The organism is Rossellomorea aquimaris, assembly GCF_003315075.1.
In the GTDB taxonomy this organism is placed as follows: Bacteria; Bacillota; Bacilli; order Bacillales; family Bacillaceae_B; genus Rossellomorea; species Rossellomorea aquimaris_C.
Map to the genome: position 1 here is coordinate 1 of NZ_QNRJ01000035.1, position 18,677 is coordinate 18,677.

Genomic DNA, 18,677 nt, shown 5'->3' on the forward strand with positions numbered 1-18,677 from the left:
AACTCTCCGATAAAAGTTTGAATAGCTCTTTAAAAATAAATCTAGAATTAACGTTGACGTATTGTCTTGTTTTGTTCAGTTTTCAAGGTTCAATATTACTTTGAGCTCTCTTGAGCACCTCTTAAATATAACATTTTTCGTCATAAAGCGTCAAGCTTTTTTTGAAATTTGTTTTTCGCGTCGTTTTGGCGACAAGGAATATAATAGCATCTTCTACTATGAAGAGTCAATACTATTTTTCACCTTTTACAATTTTATTTCAGAAGGTAGTAATGGAAAGCATTTTTAACTTTATATTTGTAAAGAAACTTCACATAAATCAAACCAATAAAGGAATTTCGGAACGTTAATAGAAGAGTACTAGAGAAAGAGTTTGTGATGAAGGGAGAATATAATAATGAACGAAGTCATTCATGCCATTCAGGATGATTACCCAGATGACTTTGCGTGGTGTTATGGCTGCGGCCGACTCAACAAGGATGGGCATCATTTTCGTACCGGAGTGGAAGATGGTCACACTGTCACGATTTACACACCTAAACCGGAACACACTGCTTTGCCTGGCTTCGTATATGGCGGGTTGATTGCTTCCTTAATCGATTGCCACGGCACTGGTTCAGCAGCCATTGCTCTTCATGGAAAGAACGGTGGAGTAATTGGTGGTGGTCAAGAGCCTCCACGTTTTGTCACTGCTTCTTTACAAGTGGATTTTATGAAACCCACGCCTCATCACGTTCCGTTAAAAGCGGTGGGCACAGTTCATGAAGTTCATCCTAAGAAGTTCAGAGTGGAAACAGAGGTGTTTGCAGAAGGAAAACTGTGTGCACGAGGTGAAGTAATAGCCGTGGTGATGCCAAAAACGTTTTTAAGTGAATAGTGGAAGAACAGCAAGTGCCCTTCCTTAATCCTGAACGGAAGGGCACTACAAATATACAAGATTAAACCAACTTGAGCTCATCGTGTTTCCCCATTCATGATGCTCATCATGGCATCGACCGTGCCTTCACCACCATCAGCCATTTGGATGATGACTGTTTCACATGAAGGATTAATCTGATGAACCCCTTTCTTAATTGCTTCAGCGGCAGCTGTACTTGTCATGGAACCTTTAAAGGAATCCGGTACATTGACGATTTTCATAGTTCTCCCGCCTCCTCTGTCTTTTCTATGTAAAAAAGCAGCCAAGATCAAAGGTAAGAAAAAAATCCCACCTGATACTTCGACTGCCTTTCTTCTTACTATTCTATTGATCCTTATAGGATCCACATCTGAATGACGGTTAGTCCCACCACTCCCGGAATACCTAATATTCCAGAAATAGATGAGGTTGCCAGATTAATAGGAACGTGGATTCCGTACTGACTGCCAAAGGCGTTCAGGAAAAATAAAAATAGTGCTCCGATCATGACCTTCATGGCAACTTGTCCCACAAACCGAAGTGGCTTGATTGGTGTGCCGGTGGCAAGTAGAAGTACAATCAATCCGCTGATCACTGCAATGACGATAACTGGGCTCATACCCTTCTCTCCTCTCAACATAGAACATAAATAGTCTCTTATTGAAAGGATATGAGGGTTGTCTACCTTTTTATGACGATCTTTCTATGTTTTGCTTCTCTAAAGAGAAAAAAATATTTAGCTTCTGCTATTTTCGAGTGACAGTGGATGTTCAGATTGTAATCCACACTCATCTCATCGATGGAACGTTGCTGATTCCACTGATCCTTGGTTTCGTCTAAAACGTGAAGTAAGGATTGGTCATACTCTTTTTTCAGCTTTCCTTTTTTCCGGAAAAACATAGGTATCCTCTCCTTTGTTAAACGTCTCTTCTTCCCTCGAGAGCTTTCGATAACGTTACTTCATCTGCATACTCAAGATCTCCACCGACAGGAAGTCCATGGGCAATCCTTGTGATTCGGATGCCGGATGGTTTGACCAGCCGTGAAATGTACATCGCTGTCGCTTCCCCTTCTATGTTCGGGTTGGTAGCGAGGATGACTTCCTGGACCTCGTCACCGTGAAGACGCTTTATCAGATCCGGAACATTGATGTCCTCGGGTCCAATCCCGTCCATAGGGGAGATGGCACCGTGGAGCACATGGTATTGACCGTTATACTCTTTCATCTTCTCCATCGCAATGACATCCTTAGGGTCTTGAACCACACAGATGATGCTGCGATCCCGTCTTTGATCCTCACAGATATAGCATGGATCCTGATCTGTAATATGACCGCAAACAGAACAGTAACTCAAGTTTCGTTTCGCATTGACCAATGCTTTCGCAAAGTCCAATACAGTATCTTCTTTCATGCTAAGAACAAAAAAAGCCAGTCGGGCCGCAGTTTTCGGCCCGATTCCCGGCAGTTTCATAAAGCTGTCGATCAGCTTTGATATAGGCTCAGGATAATGCATCGTATTGCCTCCTAGAACATTCCCGGTAGGTTCATTCCTTTAGTGAATTGACCCATAGTTGAGTTCGTTAATTCGTCCGCTTTCTTCAGTGCATCGTTTGTAGCTGCAAGGACTAAATCTTGTAGCATTTCTACGTCATCCGGATCAACAGCTTCTTCATTGATCTTCACATCAAGAACTTGTTTGTGACCGGAAACGATGACCGTCACCATTCCGCCGCCTGCTGTTCCTTCGATTTGCTTTTCACCTAGTTCTTCTTGAGCTTCCGCCATTTTCTTTTGCATCTTTTGCATTTGCTTCATCATATTTTGCATATTACCATTTCCACGCATAATCTCATTACCTCCAGTAAATTTTTAAAATCTTACGTTAATCAATCGTTTAATTCTATTAAATCCATACCGACAAGCTTCTCAGCTTCCTTCAAGAGGGAGTCTTCTCCTTGATCCTCGCCAGTTGATTCGCCATCTTCTGTTTTGGAGTTTCGGATAAAGTCTTCTCTTATGGACATCCACTGATCTTCAGGAATTCCAATCGCTGCATAGGTGTTTCCCGTAAGCTCTTCCAGTATGGAAGCAATCGCTGAAGTGAAAGCCTGATTCTCCATCGCCATCTGACAATGAATATCGTATTTAAATTTTAACACAAATGAGCCGTCTGTAGCTGCTACAGGTTCAGCATCATTTAACAATGCTGATTGTGAACGCATTTGACGCTGGTTTAATGTTTCGACCATATCTCCCCAGCGGCTCTTGATCAAATTAAGATCTTCTTTTGTGGCCGTTCGGAGTACTTCCTGAATCTTCCCGGTAGGAGCCCGGAAGCCTTTCTTTGCCCGGATCGGCTTTTTCGCCGGTTGTGAAGCCGGCTCTGCTTGAACCTTGACGCCATTCGCCTTCAGTTGTTCGACCTCTTTTTCAAGAAGTTTGATCTTTTTCATCATCTCGCTCACTTCCGGAGAAGAAGCAGATACCGGCGCTTCCATTTGACAAAGCTTCACAATGGAAACCTCCAGGTAGATACGGGCATGATTCGTGAACTTCATTTCCTGACCCGCCTGATTCAAGACATCGATATATTGATAAATCTGCTGAGGCTGAGTTTGACCGGCCAGTTCTTTAAAATCATCGTCGAGCATGACCCGTTCCAGCGATTCTTCAAGATTTGGAGCCGTCTGGTATAACAGCATATCCCTGAAGTAAAGAATAAAGTCCTCTGCGAACCTTGCCGGGTCCTTCCCTTGGAATAGCAATTCTTCCAAGGCACTTAATCCACTTGTGACATCTCTTTCCAGAATCGCTTTCGCCAATGTATTTAAATAGCCTTGAGAAACAGCACCCGTTACAGTCAAGGCATCGTCTACGGTTACCCGGTCCTGACTAAAGGAGATGGCCTGATCGAGCAGGCTAAGGGCATCTCGCATCCCGCCTTCAGCAGCGCGTGCAATAATCGTAAGGGCGTTTTCTTCGAAGTTCACACCTGATTCTGTGGCAATATGACTCATCCGTCCCACAATATCCCTGGCTGTTATCCGTTTGAAGTCAAAGCGCTGACAGCGTGAGATGATCGTAAGGGGAATCTTGTGAGGCTCTGTAGTCGCAAGGATAAAGATGACGTGTTTAGGTGGTTCCTCTAATGTTTTCAGTAACGCATTAAAGGCTCCGATAGACAGCATATGGACCTCATCTATGATGTAGACTTTATACTCGACTACATTGGGAGAATATTTGACTTTATCCCGGATGTCCCGGATCTCTTCCACTCCGTTATTGGAAGCGGCATCGATTTCGATGACATCTGGAATCGAACCATCGGTGATCCCTTGGCAAGCATCACACTCATTGCAAGGTTCCGCTATAGGAGACCGCTCACAGTTAACTGCTTTCGCCAAGATCTTCGCTGCACTCGTTTTCCCTGTTCCCCTTGGTCCCGAGAATAAATAGGCATGTGAAATCTTCTGATGAAGGAGGGCATTTTGCAACGTTTTCGTTACATGCTGCTGTCCAACTACATCAATAAATGACTGAGGACGCCACACACGATATAAAGCTTGATATGCCAAAATACTCCCCCCTCTTAATTATGTACTATAGTATCTATTATAACGTAATCTAAATCCCTTTTACAAAGAAAACCGGAGATCAATTTAGGATGGAAGCCTTTTGTCGATAAATCTTTTTTACAAACAAAAAACTCACCCTATGAAGGATGAGTTGTTGTATATAATTTAAACTGCCGTGCACCTTTCGTCGACAAGCATCCATAGGCGTTACTCAAGCAGTTAGCTCGGCCCAGGCAACCCTGCGGCACATGGGAGCTTCCACTTAATGCTGCTTCCTTCCGGACCTGACATGGTTCATGGATTCCCATTGCGCAGGACCCAGGCGTCAACACCACTTACTTGAGGCAGCCCTACAGAGTGCCAGCCTCGGAAAGGAATTCGGTCTCGCTAGAGCGGATTGCGAGTACAGGGCACCGCTACCTCCCCACCTAGCACGGCAAAATTGATACCATATTTAGTTGCGCCATTAGTGCGACGCAAAATTAAGTATACTAGGATTTACGGTAAAAAGCAATGATGGAATACTGTAAGTTATTTACATACCGGAAATCCTATTCTTCTTCTCGAGCTTCTTCCGCTCCCGCAAATCTTTAAAAAAACGGGAAAGGATTCCCCCGCACTCTTCTGAAAGTACTCCAGGCACTACTTCACATTGGTGATTAAATCGGTCATCTTCCAGTAGATTCATTAACGTCCCCGCACAACCCGCTTTAGGATCTTTTGCCCCATAAATGACTTTCTCAATCCTGGATAAAATGATGGCTCCACTGCACATCGGACACGGTTCAAGGGTGACATAAAGCTCCGCCCCTTCAAGCCGCCATGTGCCAACCTTCTTACATGCCTCTTGAATCGCTAAAGTCTCGGCATGGGTGATGGCATTTTGACTCGTTTCTCTCAGATTATGAGCGCGGGCAATGATTTCTTCCCCCATGACAATGACGGCTCCGATCGGAACTTCTTGAATCGCTGCCGCTTTTTCTGCTTCCTTTAATGCTTCCAACATAAATCGTTCTTCTCTTATACCCATTTTATACTCCCACAAATTTATTTCTCGATATTTATAAAATATCCCCATTCACCCCAAACTATAAGAGAAAGGGGCATACAATATGATACCTAACCAAACAGCTCTTCTTGTTATCGACATCATGAATCCGTTCGACTTTGAGCATGGAAACACACTGGCTCGCCATACCCTCAACATTGTTGAACCTATAAACACATTACGTCACTATTGTACCAAACATGAGCATCCTGTCATTTATATTAATGACCATTATGAGCTATGGAAAGCAGATTACAAAGAGATTTACCAGAAATGTCATAATGATGTGAGCGATGGTATCATGACTCCGCTCCAGCCGACGGATAAAGACTTTTTTCTTATTAAACCAAAGCATTCCGCATTTTATGGGACGGCGTTAAATACACTTTTGCACCATTTGTCTGTTAAAAATCTTATCATCACAGGTATCGCAGGAAACATCTGTGTACTCTTTACAGCAAACGATGCCTATATGAGAGAGTTTAACCTTATTGTGCCCCGTGACGCCATTGCGTCAGTCAGTGACGAAGATAATCACTATGCACTGACGATGATGAAAAACGTATTAAAAGCGAAGATTGATTCCACTGGTGAGATCGTATAAATTTGTTCTTCAAAACATATCCAGCCCTTCTATTTCATAAGTTGATTATAGTGAATGAAATATAGGAGGGTCTGTGTATGCAAATTCATGTTGTCCAACCGAACCAATCATTATTTGGTATCGCCCAAGCGTATGGATCAACAGTTAAGGATATAGTAGATGCCAATGAACTGCCAAATCCTGATAACCTGGTGGTCGGTCAATCACTGGTCATCCCTATTATAGGAAGCTTTTATTTTGTTCAACCTGGAGATAGCCTTTGGGCGATCAGTCAGAAGACAGGAGTCCCCTATCAGGAATTGGCAAGAGTGAACGGTATATCTCCCAATCAGCCTTTACAGGTGGGGTTGCGTTTATACGTTCCACAGAAGCCTAAAGGAAAAGCGGAGTTTAACGCATATGTAGAGCCTTACGGAAAAGAAGTGGCCCAAAACCTTGAAGATAGTGCCAAGGAAGCAGCACCCTATCTTACGTATCTTGCTCCATTCAGCTTTCAAGCGAAACGTGACGGCACCCTGCAAGAACCGCCTCTCGGGAATCTGATTCAAACAGGGAAAGACAATAAGAATGTCATGATGATGGCCATCACCAATCAAGAGGAAGGAACATTTAGCGATGAACTTGGACGTATCCTGCTGACCGACCAGGCGATCCAGGATAAATTCCTCAATAATGTTGTCCAAACAGCCAAAAAATATGGGTTCAGAGACATTCACTTCGACTTTGAATATTTACGACCACAGGACAAAGAAGCCTACAACCAATTTTTACGAAAAGCAAAACAGCGTTTTAATCAAGAAGGCTGGCTGCTTTCAACCGCCCTGGCTCCTAAGACCAGTGCCGATCAAAAAGGCAAATGGTATGAAGCCCATGATTATAAAGCTCACGGTGAAATTGTCGATTTTGTCGTGATCATGACCTATGAGTGGGGATATAGTGGAGGTCCCGCCATGGCCGTTTCCCCTATCGGACCTGTTCGGGATGTGCTTGAATACGCCATCTCAGAAATGCCTCCATCCAAGATTCTCATGGGGCAGAATTTATATGGATATGACTGGACCCTTCCATTTGTACAGGGGAGTACAGCGAAAGCCATCAGTCCTCAACAAGCAATCAAGATAGCCGCGGATAATAACGTACCGATTCAGTATGATCAAAAAGCACAGGCCCCTTTCTTTAAATACCGGGATGCAAGCACCGGAAAAGATCATGAAGTATGGTTTGAAGATGCACGGAGCATCCAGGCAAAGTTCGACCTCATGAAAGAGCTGAAACTTAGAGGGATGAGCTACTGGAAACTGGGTCTTCCCTTCCCACAAAACTGGCTGTTACTTTCTGACAATTTCAATGTCGTAAAAAGATAATAAATAGAAGCTGATGGATAGGTGAATCTATAAACACCTATCCATCAGCTTTTTATTTGCTTCCCCTTAAGAGTCGACGGTTTAAAGTCGATATACTGAACGTAGCGTATTTTCTGAACCCGGGAAATAACCTGAACAAACCATCCATATATTGTGTTACAATAATTCCTGTCGTAATTTTTTATTTTTACATTTTTATAAGAGAAAAGATTGCCGTAATATGAGGAGGACAATTAATGGGGCGCATTCCTTTCATTACCGTTGAAGGCCCGATTGGAATAGGAAAAACCTCTCTTGCAAAAGCGATTTCCGATCATTTTCAATTTCACCTGCTAAAAGAAATCGTAGATGAGAACCCATTCTTGGATAAATTTTATGATGACATTGAAGAGTGGAGCTTTCAAACAGAGATGTTTTTCTTATGCAATCGATATAAACAATTGGAAGATATCGAAAAACACTACTTATCGCAGAACAAATCTGTCGTAGCAGATTATCATATTCTTAAAAACATCATCTTTGCTAAACGAACATTGAAAGATGAACAACAGTTCAAAAAATATCTTAATATCTATGACATTCTAACTTCGGACATGCCGAGGCCAAATGTCGTGATTTATTTGAACGCAAGCCTCGATACGCTATTAAAGCGCATTGAAAAAAGAGGAAGAGACTTCGAAAAGAAAATTAGCCCTCTTTACCTTAAGCAGCTATCACTGGACTATGAAGAATATATGAATACGTTTGAAAAAACTCACCCGGACATTCCTGTTCTTCGCTACAATGGCGACCACGTAGACTTCGTTCAAAATAAAGAGGACCTGGAACACATTCTTACACAGTTAGAGACTACACTAAAAAAAGGAGTTCACTATCATGAATCTTCGCACTAAATACGGGATCCCGAACAATGCCGTGATCACCATTGCCGGAACGGTCGGTGTCGGGAAATCCACCATGACAAACGGCTTGGCGGGCGCGCTCGGCTTCCGAACGTCATTTGAAAAAGTTGATACCAATCCGTATCTCGATAAATTTTATCAGGACTTTAAGAGCTGGAGCTTCCACCTTCAAGTATACTTCTTAGCGGAACGCTTCAAAGAACAAAAGAAAATCTTTGAATACGGCGGCGGTTTCATTCAAGACCGTTCCATCTATGAAGATACAGGCATCTTTGCCCGCATGCATTATGAAAAAGGGAATATGAGCGAAATCGATTATGAAACGTATACAAGTCTTTTCGATGCTATGGTCATGACACCATACTTCCCACACCCTGATCTTCTGATTTACCTTGAAGGTTCCATTGATAACGTCGTGGATCGCATCCGTGAGCGCGGCCGCCCTATGGAACAACAAACACCTGTTGCCTACTGGGAAGAAATGCACGAGCGTTATGAAAACTGGATCAACTCTTTTAACGCTTGTCCCGTACTAAGACTGGACATCAGCGAATACGACCTGGTGAACGATCAAAACTCAATCGAACCAATCGTTGAAAGAATCGGATATTTCATTGAACAGACGAGAATGTTAAAGAGCTAAAAATTAATAAGACTACCCTGGCCAATGCGGCAAGGGTAGTCTTTTATATATATAAAACTTTGTTATTTTTAATAAGAAAGTGCTGGTTGATTTCCGCTCGGGGCGTGATCCATCCGTTTATTTCCATTTAGAAAGAGGTATATGTAGTAGTAAACAATTTATGAAGGAGATGAAGGAATGATGGAATCGAAACAAACGTATTTTGTAGATATAAGCAGCGGGGATATCCTGCAAGACCCGAATCAAAATGCCAGTCCAAGCTTTCGTATCTTTGCTACCCCGACAGAAGTAAACGAACTAAAAATGTTGTTCAACGATAACTATGATGATGACATGTCGACGATGAGACGGGCTCAGGTTCCTTTCCGCCAATATCACAATTCACCAGAGGACAATCAATATGATCAATCGATGAAAGACATCTATTCTATGATCTATAAGCTTGGTGACGAAGAAGCACGGAGACATATTATAGAAATAGGCGTACTTGGACATACTTCGGATTCTCACTTAAGGGAGGATATCGAAAACCTTAAGTAAATCCTCCTTGAGTCAATGGTCATATGTATAAAGCAAAAAAATTCGTTACATATAATATGTAACGAATTCTATCTCCAAAGTTTATGCGCTATGGTTATAAAAAAATCAATGGAGGAGGAAGGGGGATTCGAACCCCCGCGGGCTGTTACACCCCTGTCGGTTTTCAAGACCGATCCCTTCAGCCGGACTTGGGTATTCCTCCGTATCGACAAGAATTATAATAACATGGTGTACAAATGGAGTCAAGCATATTTCTAAAAAAATTTAAAAGGTGCCCCGCGCTGAATTCGTGAGGCACCTTTTAAATGTCGTCCAGCTGGCTGATGTTATTTAATGACTTCCGCTCCACCCATATAAGGACGAAGAGCTTCGGGAACGATAACAGATCCATCTTCTTGCTGGTAGTTCTCTAAGATAGCGGCAACCGTACGTCCGATTGCTAAACCAGATCCATTCAGCGTATGCACATGTTCAGGTTTTCCTTTAGCTTCTCTTCTGAAACGAATGTTCGCACGTCTTGCCTGGAAGCCTTCAAAGTTACTGCAAGAAGAAATCTCACGGTATGTTCCGTAGCTTGGAATCCAGACTTCAATGTCATATTTCTTGGCAGCGGTGAAACCTAAATCCGCTGTACACATAGATAACACACGGTATGGTAAGCCCAGTAACTGAAGGACTTTTTCAGCATGGCCAGTCAGCTTCTCAAGCTCATCATAAGAGTCTTCAGGTTTCACAAAGCGAACAAGCTCAACTTTGTTGAATTGATGCTGACGGATCAGACCACGTGTATCACGACCGGCAGATCCAGCTTCAGAACGGAAGTTGGCACTGTACGCCACATAGCTTACGGGTAACTCTTCACCCTTCATGATTTCATCACGGTGATAGTTCGTTACAGGCACTTCTGCTGTAGGAACCAGGAAGTAATCCTCACTTTCGATTCTAAACGCATCCTCCTCGAACTTAGGAAGTTGACCTGTTCCCGTCATACTCGCTCTATTCACGAGGAATGGAGGGATCATTTCTGTATACCCATGCTCATCCATGTGGAGATCCATCATGAAGTTAATCAGGGCTCTTTCAAGCCTTGCCCCTAACCCTTTATAGAAAACAAAACGGCTGCCTGTCACTTTGGCGGCACGTTCGAAATCCAGGATCCCAAGGCCTGTTGCAATGTCCCAGTGAGGCTGTGCTTCGAAATCAAACTCACGAATCTCTCCCCATTTGCGGGCCTCTACGTTATCATCCTCGGTTTCACCAACCGGTACCGTTTCATGTGGAATGTTAGGAATGGAAAGCAGGATACGTTCTAACTCCTCTTCAATCCCCCGTAGTTCATCATCCAGTTTTTTCACCATGGCCCCAACTTCACGCATTTCAACAATCAGGTCCTCCGCATCCTTTTTCTCTTTCTTCAGCTCTGCAATCTGCTGGGATACGTCATTACGCTTGCTCTTTAATTCTTCAGTTTCCACAAGCAGCTCTCTTCTTCTCTTATCAAGCTCTTCGAATTTATCGAAATCCTCCAGGTTCTCACCGCGGTGCTGTAGACGGGCTTTCACATCTTCCAGATTATTACGTAAATACTTAATGTCCAACATGAGATTCTCTCCTTTTTTATGAAAAAATAAAAAACCCCCATCCCTGGTAAAAGGGACGGAGGTTTCCGCGTTGCCACCCTAATTGAAGACGCTAAGCACCTTCCTCTTAAGAGATGGTAACGGAATCACCGAAAATACCTACTTCATTCAGTACTTCACTCTAGGATGGATTCATAAAGCTCTTGCGTCGATTCTCACCAGCCACCGACTCTCTTAAGCAAGCCTTCTTTACTACTATTTCCTATCATCGATTTAAATGTTTATTGGTTATTTCATAATCTACTACAATGTTTTCCATTTTGCAATAGAATTATGCGATTGTTTTTTCCATGCTTTCTTTCACCATCTCAACGAAGAAAGACGTCAGGCGGTGATCGTCCGTTAATTCAGGATGGAAAGAGCAACCGAGGAATTGCCCGTGGCGTGCAAGAACAATCCGTTCATTATGCTTAGCCAGGATTTCAACATCTTCTCCCGCCTCCACGATATGGGGAGCACGGATGAAGACGGCATTGAATCCTTCTCCAATATGAGCAATCGAAAGATCCGCTTCAAAACTTTCTTTCTGACGCCCAAAGGAATTACGTTCCACCGTTACGTCCATCACACCAAGGTGAGGTTCGTCGTATCCGACAATGTGCTTCGCTAGGAGAATCAAGCCTGCACATGTTCCAAAGATCGGCTTCCCGGTTGCCGCGAATTGTCTTAACGGCTCCATAAAGCCGTATCGATCAATCAGCCTTCTCATGGTGGTACTTTCCCCACCTGGCATGATCAGGCCTTGGATTTCTTCCAGCTGCTCCACACGCTTAATGACGATGGCCTTGGCACCAGAGGCTTCGATTGAACGCACATGCTCTCTGACGGCACCTTGAAGTCCTAATACACCGATGTTCAACATAGAATCACACCTTACCATCCACGATCTTGCATACGGTTTTCAGGTAAAATAGAAGAAATTTCTACTCCCTTCATTGCTACACCAAGCTCTTTAGATAGCTCTGCGATCAACTTGTAATCTTGATAGTGAGTTGTTGCTTCTACGATTGCTTTTGCAAATTTCTCAGGGTTTTCTGATTTGAAGATACCAGAACCTACGAATACTCCGTCAGCCCCTAATTCCATCATAAGAGCCGCATCAGCTGGTGTTGCAATTCCGCCTGCAGCAAAGTTTACAACAGGTAAACGTCCGTTTTCTTTAATTTCTAACAATAATTCATATGGAGCTCCCAAAAGTTTAGCTTCCGTCATGATTTCATCTTCGTTCATGCTTACAAGCTTGCGAACCTGGGCATTTACTTTACGCATATGACGAACCGCTTCAACGATGTTACCTGTTCCCGGCTCACCTTTTGTACGTAACATAGACGCACCTTCACCAATACGGCGGGCAGCTTCACCTAAATCACGGCACCCACATACGAATGGAACAGTGAAATCTCTTTTATTTAAATGGTACTCTTCATCAGCTGGCGTCAATACTTCACTCTCATCAAGATAATCAACACCCATTGATTCAAGAACTCTTGCCTCTACAATATGACCGATACGAGCCTTTGCCATTACTGGAATCGACACAGCGCCCATAACTTCTTCAATAATACGGGGATCTGCCATTCTTGCTACCCCACCTGCAGCACGGATGTCTGCTGGAACTCGTTCTAAAGCCATTACTGCCACTGCACCCGCAGCTTCAGCAACTCTTGCCTGCTCTGCATTGACAACGTCCATAATAACGCCGCCTTTTTGCATTTCAGCCATACCTCTTTTAACACGATCTGTACCAGTATTCATATCTATATCCCCCTTATATTTATCCCATGTCTGTCCCATTTACACCCAAAAAAGGAAGAAAACGTGACTAAAACAATCGGAATGATTATGTAACCCTACTGCTAAATAAACAATAAAAACAAGCTTATGTCAAGACGAAAAGCGGAAGCGGCTTGGTCAGGCCCGACAAGCATAAGATGAATCGACCGGAAAGGCGCTCTTTGCCTTTTTGGTCGATTTAGCTTATGACCTCGAGGGACTAGCCGCTGGAGCTGGACAAGACGAAAAGCGGAAGCGGCTCGTTCTGGGGCGACAAGCATAAGACGAGTCACCCGGAAAGGCGTTTTTTGCCTTTTTGGGTGACTTGACTTATGACCTCGAGCCCCAAGCCGCTGGAGCTGGACAAGACGAAAAGCGGAAGCGGCTTGGTCAGAGGCGACAAGCATTTCATGGTAATCTCTGAAGGCACTCTTCCAAAGATAACTCTTTATCACTTTCCCTATAAAAAAACACCAAGACTTGTCCTGAAATAAAAGTCTTGGTGCTGATTTAATCATTTTCCTATGGGCTTATTAGAACCAGCCTTTAACCGTTGATGTAACCGAGTTCCAGATGTCCCCGAAGAAACCACCTACCGCTCTCATTGAAAGAACAAACCAGTTTGCTTTTTCAACACCATCTACAGCTACAACAGATGCTTTCGATGCATTTGTACCTTTATCTGTAAGGTACCCTAAATCTTTCTTATCCTTTGATTCTAACGTGACATACCCAACTTTTTCTCCTTTTTTAACCGGAGCAGTCAGTTCACTGTCATCGTTCAGCTTTTTCTTATCCAACACAAATTTCGGTTTGTATTGATCTTCTTCGCCGTTTTTAATCACCATGCTTAACGGGGCATCCGTTTTAATTCGAACTTCTTTTTCCTTCCCTTTATCAACTGGAAGTGTCTTTTGACCTTTCACTTGATAGTCAGCAGGGAGTACTTCCTCTATTGTATAATTATTGAATGCATAATCCATCATTTTTCTTGTTTCACTAAAGCGGGCATCGTAGGAGTTTTCACCTGGTGCGACTTCTACATTCATCACTACTGTAATGTATCTCATGCCATCTCTTTCGGCAGTACCTGTGAAACATGCTCCTGCAAAGTCAGTGGTGCCTGTTTTAAGTCCGTCCATACCCTCATATTCACGGATGAGACTCGGCAGCATATAGTTCCAGTTTTCCATTGGTACTTCGTCTTCAGTACCCTCTGCAAAAACCTTTTTGGGAATGCTGGAAGTTTCTAATACTTCCGGAAAGTCTTTCAACATACGATAAGCTAATGTAGCGGTATCTTTAGCTGACATCACATTTTCTTCTTCAGGGCCACCCACTACCTGATCGACATAAGGAGCTAAGTCCCGATTATTCAAACCTGAAGAATTGACAAATTTATAGTTTTTTAATCCAAGTTCTTTGGCCTTTGCGTTCATTTTTTTCACGAAGTTTGCTTCTGACCCAGCTACAACTTCAGCTATTGCCATAGTTGCTGCGTTAGCAGATTCAATCGCCATTGCTTCATATAGATCTTTAAGAACGTATGTTCCTTCTTCTCTTAATGGAACATTACTTAATCCATCATTATGGGACATATTTGATACTTTCGTCGGTACCGTATACTTCTGGTCCCATTTCACTTTACCTTCTTCAATTGCTTCGAGTAACAAGTACTCTGTCATCATTTTCGTCATACTTGCAATGCCTTGAGCATTTTCTGAGTTCTTTTCATAAAGAATTTTGCCAGTGCTGGCTTCTACTAGAATCGCAGCTTTTGCGTTAACGTCCAAGTCTCCTTGAGCATTTGCAGGTCTCCCTACAATACCCATTGCCATCATTAAAACCATCATACAAACAAAAGATTTTTGAATCCAACTTCTTTTCACTATTAGCCCTCCAAGATTTTATGTACACCTTCGTTATTTTATCATAGTTCGAAAGGTAAGAATAGACAGAGAATATGACTAGTTTTGGCATGGGTCAAGGGACTTGCGACCTCTGATAAAAGGCGGTAAATATCCTTTTAATCTAAATAAAAAAATGCTGATCAGGAGTATCTGATCAGCATTTGGAATTATTTTCTTATAATGAATAATTTGGTGCTTCTTTCGTGATTTGCACATCATGAGGATGACTTTCACGAAGTCCGGCACCCGTCATTTTAATAAACTGTGCCTGCTCTCTCAACTCATATAAATCCTTCGTTCCACAGTATCCCATTCCTGAACGTAAACCTCCGACTAACTGATACAGTGTATCAGCTAAAGGTCCTTTGTAAGGAATGCGTCCTTCAATGCCTTCTGGAACAAACTTTTTATTTTCTTCCTGGAAATAGCGGTCTTTCGATCCTTTTTCCATGGAGCTGACGGATCCCATTCCTCTATATACTTTGAAGCGGCGTCCCTGGAAGATTTCCGTTTCTCCAGGGCTTTCAGATGTACCCGCAAGCAAGCTTCCTAACATAACAGCATGTCCACCGGCTGCCAATGCTTTAACGATATCACCTGAATACTTGATGCCACCATCGGCGATGATGCTCTTACCGTGCTTTCTTGCTTCCGTTGCACAATCATATACAGCGGTAATTTGTGGAACACCTACACCTGCAACAACACGGGTCGTACAGATTGAACCAGGCCCAATCCCCACCTTGACAACATCAGCACCCGCTTCAATTAATTCGCGTGTCGCTTCAGCCGTTGCCACATTACCTGCTACGATATTTAACGTTGGATAAGCTTCGCGGATTTCACGAACAATAGAAAGAACTCCTGCTGAATGACCGTGAGCCGTATCAATTACGATGACATCCACATGTGCTTTCACTAAATGTTCAACACGAGTCAGCGTATCTTTCGAAATACCGACAGCTGCTCCAACTAATAAGCGTCCTTGATCATCTTTAGCAGAGTTAGGGAATTCAATTACTTTTTCGATATCTTTAATCGTAATCAAGCCCTTAAGTGTCCCTTCTTGATCAATCAGAGGAAGCTTCTCAATTTTGTACTGCTGAAGAATTTTTTCCGCTTCTTCTAGGGTAGTGCCAACAGGAGCTGTCACGAGATTTTCCTTCGTCATGACATCCGAGATTTGAATGGAGTAATCCTGGATGAAACGAAGATCACGATTCGTTAAAATCCCGACAAGCTTCTGCTCTTGTTCGTTGTTCACAATCGGAACACCGGAAATTCTATATTTGCCCATCAAGTGTTCTGCAGAAAAGACTTGATGATCCGGAGTTAGAAAGAATGGATCAGAGATAACTCCACTTTCGGAACGTTTTACTTTATCTACCTGCTCAGCCTGCTGTTCAATACTCATATTCTTGTGGATGATACCCAGTCCACCTGTTCGAGCCATTGCTATTGCCATTTCAGCTTCTGTTACAGTATCCATCCCTGCACTGATCACAGGAACATTCAATTTAATTGAATCTGTTAACTCAACAGAGATGTTTACATCCTTTGGTAATACCTCTGATTTGGCTGGTAATAATAAGACATCATCAAACGTTAAACCTTCTTTAGCAAATTTAGAATCCCACATGTTTTCGGCCTCCCTAGTCCCAAAATATTATTAGTAGGTTATCAATTGGTTAAAATACTGTCAAGAAGAATAGGATTAATTTAATTTTTCAGAATAATTAGAAGGTGATCATTTGAACGAAATACATCAACAATGGGACTTCATCCACTATTTTCAGTCTGCAGAATACTCCCAGAAGTTTCTAAAAAAATGTTATGAAAAATTAGGGTCTTCTCAAGCTGAAATGAAAAGCTATGATAACTGTTATCCATTCATGTACTACTTGGAGCAAGGGGAACTTTACTACAGACAAGCCATGCAATCTCCGATATCACTCAAGCCCATTTTGCTTTTCTATGGATTTATTCACTTTATTAAAGCCATTGTTTTAACTGAGGACCCCTTATATCCAGAAACGACTACGGTCCTGGCCCATGGGATTACCTCCAGGAAAAGAAAAAAGCAGCAGTACCGCTTTTTACAAGATGAAGTAAAGGTACAGAAAAATGGTTTGTTTTCACACTTTTCCAACCTCTTGTTTCACGTGAAACATATCGTGGGGGAAAAATACAAGATGGAAGATTTACTCGTGCAAATTCCTGAACTTGATGGAGCATTTCAAATATTGCTCAAAAAGGAAACGATGTTCTGGTTTAATCACCAACATGAGTTGATGATTGATGAGTCACTACTTTCCCATTTTCATATGTCAGAACGTTTGTTCAAACAATATCTGAATGAAAAGCTAACAGAAAATTTCACTTGGATTTCGGACAATACGTTACAATCTCTACTTGTTCAAGAGCAACTTCCCGTTAGATGGCACTTGAATAAAAACAAATTAGCCCTGCCCGGTATTCGGAATGAAGCCACTACTATACCTGAAGTACTCATCCATTATGCCATACTATACAACTTAAGCATGATTGCCCGATACGAAACAGAATGGTGGGTGGAGCTGTTAAAAAACCGGACCAATGAAGACTATCCCATCATCCATACGTTCATCAATGTCACAACAGAAAAAGCACCGTTTCTTTTACTGAAATTACTTCAGGATAAAATGTAGGGGGATAGGAAGGATGACGCCCTCCCTATCCTCTTTCCCTATTCTGCTTGAAGTAACCTTTTAATATCGTCCTCAATTTTACGGGGATTTGTCTGCGGAGAATAACGATCTACTACCTCTCCATTTTTCCCAACTAAAAATTTAGTGAAGTTCCACTTAATGTTCGAAAGAAGGACACCCTTTTTCTCTTTAGTTAAAAACGTGAACAGAGGATGAGCATCCTTCCCCTTCACATCGACTTTTGCAAACATCGGAAAAGACACACCGTAGTTCACCTGACAGAACTCCATGATTTCATTCTGATCATCAAATTCCTGGTTCATGAACTGATCACATGGAAATCCAAGTACAACAAGTCCTTCTTCCTTATACTCTTCGTACAGGCCCTGCAGCTCCTCAAATTGAGGCGTAAAGCCACACTTACTGGCTGTGTTCACGATAAGTATCACTTTCCCTTGGTACTCCTCCAGAGACGTCACAGATCCATTCGATCTTTTTACGGTGAAATCATAAATTGTCGTCATCTTCTTCTCTCCTTGTATATACTCTTATTTAAATAATACTTTAGAGAGTTAGTGGATAGCAATTTTGAGCATGTGATGGTTTAAAAAGACTATTTTGTACAATAAAATGAAGATGCATCTGCAAAAAGGACTAATAAATGTGCTATTTACAACTTAAGCTGTCTCTATTATTTACGAATCTATGTTTTTAGTAGTAAATACTACTATTTTCTTAAATTCATAGATGTGAAAGTGTGGAGATTCAATCGTTTTTGCGTCTTTTTTTATCTTTTTGCGTCGTTTCAAGCTGTTATTGCGTCTTATTTTAATTTTTTGCGTCTTTTTCGGCCACTATTGCGTCAATTTTTCGTTTTATGCGTCTATTACCAATAATCACCTAAATTCTCAGAGTGATTACCCTCTGAAGTAGATAATCCCCTCAGCTGTATAGAGGATGGATGTTCAATCTGCGATTTCATCAATTCAAACAACAAAAAAAGAGCAACCCCTAAGAGCTACTCTTTCTTCACATTTGCCTGGCGACGTCCTACTCTCACAGGGGGAGATCCCCCAACTACCATCGGCGCTG

20 protein-coding genes, 1 tRNA gene, 1 other RNA gene and 1 other annotated feature are annotated in these 18,677 nt (G+C 42.3%); of the genes, 7 read left to right on the top strand and 15 right to left on the bottom strand.

Annotated elements, in window-relative coordinates; genetic code table 11:
• The first annotated feature begins 397 nt into the window (after nucleotides 1–397).
• The gene (locus tag DET59_RS20890) at nucleotides 398–877 is read left to right on the top strand and encodes a PaaI family thioesterase (protein WP_113971514.1); all 480 of its coding nucleotides are present in this window, start codon (nucleotides 398–400) and stop codon (nucleotides 875–877) included.
• 77 nt (nucleotides 878–954) lie between these two features.
• Here DET59_RS20890 and DET59_RS20895 read toward each other — a convergent pair whose 3' ends face one another.
• From DET59_RS20895 to tadA, 8 genes are all read right to left on the bottom strand, one after another.
• The gene (locus DET59_RS20895) at nucleotides 955–1,140 is read right to left on the bottom strand and encodes a glycerate kinase (RefSeq protein ID WP_113971515.1); all 186 of its coding nucleotides are present in this window, start codon (nucleotides 1,138–1,140) and stop codon (nucleotides 955–957) included.
• 113 nt (nucleotides 1,141–1,253) lie between these two features.
• Nucleotides 1,254–1,517, bottom strand: coding sequence for a pro-sigmaK processing inhibitor BofA family protein (locus DET59_RS20900; RefSeq protein ID WP_044340676.1), 264 nt, complete (start codon nucleotides 1,515–1,517; stop codon nucleotides 1,254–1,256).
• Nucleotides 1,518–1,579: 62 nt separating this feature from the next.
• Complete coding sequence (locus DET59_RS20905; RefSeq protein WP_113971516.1) at nucleotides 1,580–1,798, bottom strand: YaaL family protein; 219 nt, start codon at nucleotides 1,796–1,798, stop codon at nucleotides 1,580–1,582.
• A 17-nt stretch (nucleotides 1,799–1,815) separates the two neighbouring features.
• Entirely contained in the window at nucleotides 1,816–2,412 is a 597-nt protein-coding gene (gene recR, locus DET59_RS20910; protein ID WP_044340678.1) for a recombination mediator RecR, read from the bottom strand.
• Nucleotides 2,413–2,423: 11 nt separating this feature from the next.
• Nucleotides 2,424–2,744, bottom strand: coding sequence for a YbaB/EbfC family nucleoid-associated protein (locus tag DET59_RS20915; protein WP_113971517.1), 321 nt, complete (start codon nucleotides 2,742–2,744; stop codon nucleotides 2,424–2,426).
• Between the two features lie 41 nt (nucleotides 2,745–2,785).
• Complete coding sequence (gene dnaX / locus DET59_RS20920) at nucleotides 2,786–4,474, bottom strand: DNA polymerase III subunit gamma/tau (RefSeq protein ID WP_113971518.1); 1,689 nt, start codon at nucleotides 4,472–4,474, stop codon at nucleotides 2,786–2,788.
• 173 nt (nucleotides 4,475–4,647) lie between these two features.
• Nucleotides 4,648–4,911: signal recognition particle sRNA large type (ffs, locus tag DET59_RS20925), an RNA gene on the bottom strand.
• Between the two features lie 98 nt (nucleotides 4,912–5,009).
• Nucleotides 5,010–5,504 (bottom strand): tRNA adenosine(34) deaminase TadA, encoded by a 495-nt coding sequence (tadA, locus tag DET59_RS20930; protein WP_181778267.1) that lies wholly within the window; start codon nucleotides 5,502–5,504, stop codon nucleotides 5,010–5,012.
• A gap of 82 nt (nucleotides 5,505–5,586) precedes the next feature.
• Between tadA and DET59_RS20935 the strand changes: the two genes are divergently transcribed.
• The 5 genes from DET59_RS20935 to DET59_RS20955 all read left to right on the top strand — a co-directional run bounded on the left by DET59_RS20935 (nucleotide 5,587) and on the right by DET59_RS20955 (nucleotide 9,575).
• Nucleotides 5,587–6,126: a cysteine hydrolase family protein gene (locus tag DET59_RS20935; RefSeq protein ID WP_113971519.1), complete on the top strand. Its 540-nt coding sequence runs from the start codon at nucleotides 5,587–5,589 to the stop codon at nucleotides 6,124–6,126.
• Nucleotides 6,127–6,203: 77 nt separating this feature from the next.
• Nucleotides 6,204–7,490 carry a glycoside hydrolase family 18 protein gene (locus tag DET59_RS20940; RefSeq protein WP_113971520.1) on the top strand — a complete coding sequence of 429 codons (1,287 nt, stop codon included), beginning with the start codon at nucleotides 6,204–6,206 and terminating at the stop codon, nucleotides 7,488–7,490.
• A 236-nt stretch (nucleotides 7,491–7,726) separates the two neighbouring features.
• Nucleotides 7,727–8,383: a deoxynucleoside kinase gene (locus tag DET59_RS20945; protein ID WP_113971521.1), complete on the top strand. Its 657-nt coding sequence runs from the start codon at nucleotides 7,727–7,729 to the stop codon at nucleotides 8,381–8,383.
• The gene (locus DET59_RS20950) at nucleotides 8,367–9,035 is read left to right on the top strand and encodes a deoxynucleoside kinase (protein ID WP_113971522.1); all 669 of its coding nucleotides are present in this window, start codon (nucleotides 8,367–8,369) and stop codon (nucleotides 9,033–9,035) included. The genes DET59_RS20945 and DET59_RS20950 overlap by 17 nt, the downstream gene beginning before the upstream one ends.
• Before the next feature lie 177 nt (nucleotides 9,036–9,212).
• Nucleotides 9,213–9,575, top strand: coding sequence for a hydrolase (locus DET59_RS20955; protein WP_113971523.1), 363 nt, complete (start codon nucleotides 9,213–9,215; stop codon nucleotides 9,573–9,575).
• A 109-nt stretch (nucleotides 9,576–9,684) separates the two neighbouring features.
• On the opposite strand, the gene DET59_RS20960 is transcribed toward DET59_RS20955, so the two are convergent.
• The 6 genes from DET59_RS20960 to guaB form a co-directional block, all read right to left on the bottom strand.
• Nucleotides 9,685–9,777 (bottom strand) — tRNA-Ser (locus DET59_RS20960).
• Nucleotides 9,778–9,901: 124 nt separating this feature from the next.
• Nucleotides 9,902–11,176, bottom strand: coding sequence for a serine--tRNA ligase (gene serS / locus DET59_RS20965; RefSeq protein WP_113971524.1), 1,275 nt, complete (start codon nucleotides 11,174–11,176; stop codon nucleotides 9,902–9,904).
• A gap of 48 nt (nucleotides 11,177–11,224) precedes the next feature.
• Nucleotides 11,225–11,433: a binding site (T-box leader), on the bottom strand.
• Nucleotides 11,434–11,486: 53 nt separating this feature from the next.
• A complete protein-coding gene (gene pdxT, locus DET59_RS20970) occupies nucleotides 11,487–12,077 on the bottom strand; it encodes a pyridoxal 5'-phosphate synthase glutaminase subunit PdxT (RefSeq protein WP_113971525.1) in 591 nt (196 codons plus the stop codon).
• 11 nt (nucleotides 12,078–12,088) lie between these two features.
• Nucleotides 12,089–12,970 (bottom strand): pyridoxal 5'-phosphate synthase lyase subunit PdxS, encoded by an 882-nt coding sequence (pdxS, locus tag DET59_RS20975; protein ID WP_113971526.1) that lies wholly within the window; start codon nucleotides 12,968–12,970, stop codon nucleotides 12,089–12,091.
• A gap of 551 nt (nucleotides 12,971–13,521) precedes the next feature.
• Nucleotides 13,522–14,841 carry a serine hydrolase gene (locus DET59_RS20985; protein WP_181778268.1) on the bottom strand — a complete coding sequence of 440 codons (1,320 nt, stop codon included), beginning with the start codon at nucleotides 14,839–14,841 and terminating at the stop codon, nucleotides 13,522–13,524.
• Nucleotides 14,842–15,073: 232 nt separating this feature from the next.
• Nucleotides 15,074–16,537, bottom strand: coding sequence for an IMP dehydrogenase (gene guaB / locus DET59_RS20990; RefSeq protein ID WP_113971529.1), 1,464 nt, complete (start codon nucleotides 16,535–16,537; stop codon nucleotides 15,074–15,076).
• 112 nt (nucleotides 16,538–16,649) lie between these two features.
• Here guaB and DET59_RS20995 point away from each other — a divergent pair, with 112 nt between their 5' ends.
• Nucleotides 16,650–17,585: a YaaC family protein gene (locus DET59_RS20995; protein WP_258549760.1), complete on the top strand. Its 936-nt coding sequence runs from the start codon at nucleotides 16,650–16,652 to the stop codon at nucleotides 17,583–17,585.
• A gap of 38 nt (nucleotides 17,586–17,623) precedes the next feature.
• Here DET59_RS20995 and DET59_RS21000 read toward each other — a convergent pair whose 3' ends face one another.
• On the bottom strand, nucleotides 17,624–18,109 hold the full coding sequence (locus DET59_RS21000; RefSeq protein ID WP_113971530.1) for a glutathione peroxidase: 486 nt from the start codon (nucleotides 18,107–18,109) through the stop codon (nucleotides 17,624–17,626).
• Between the last annotated feature and the right edge of the window lie 568 nt (nucleotides 18,110–18,677).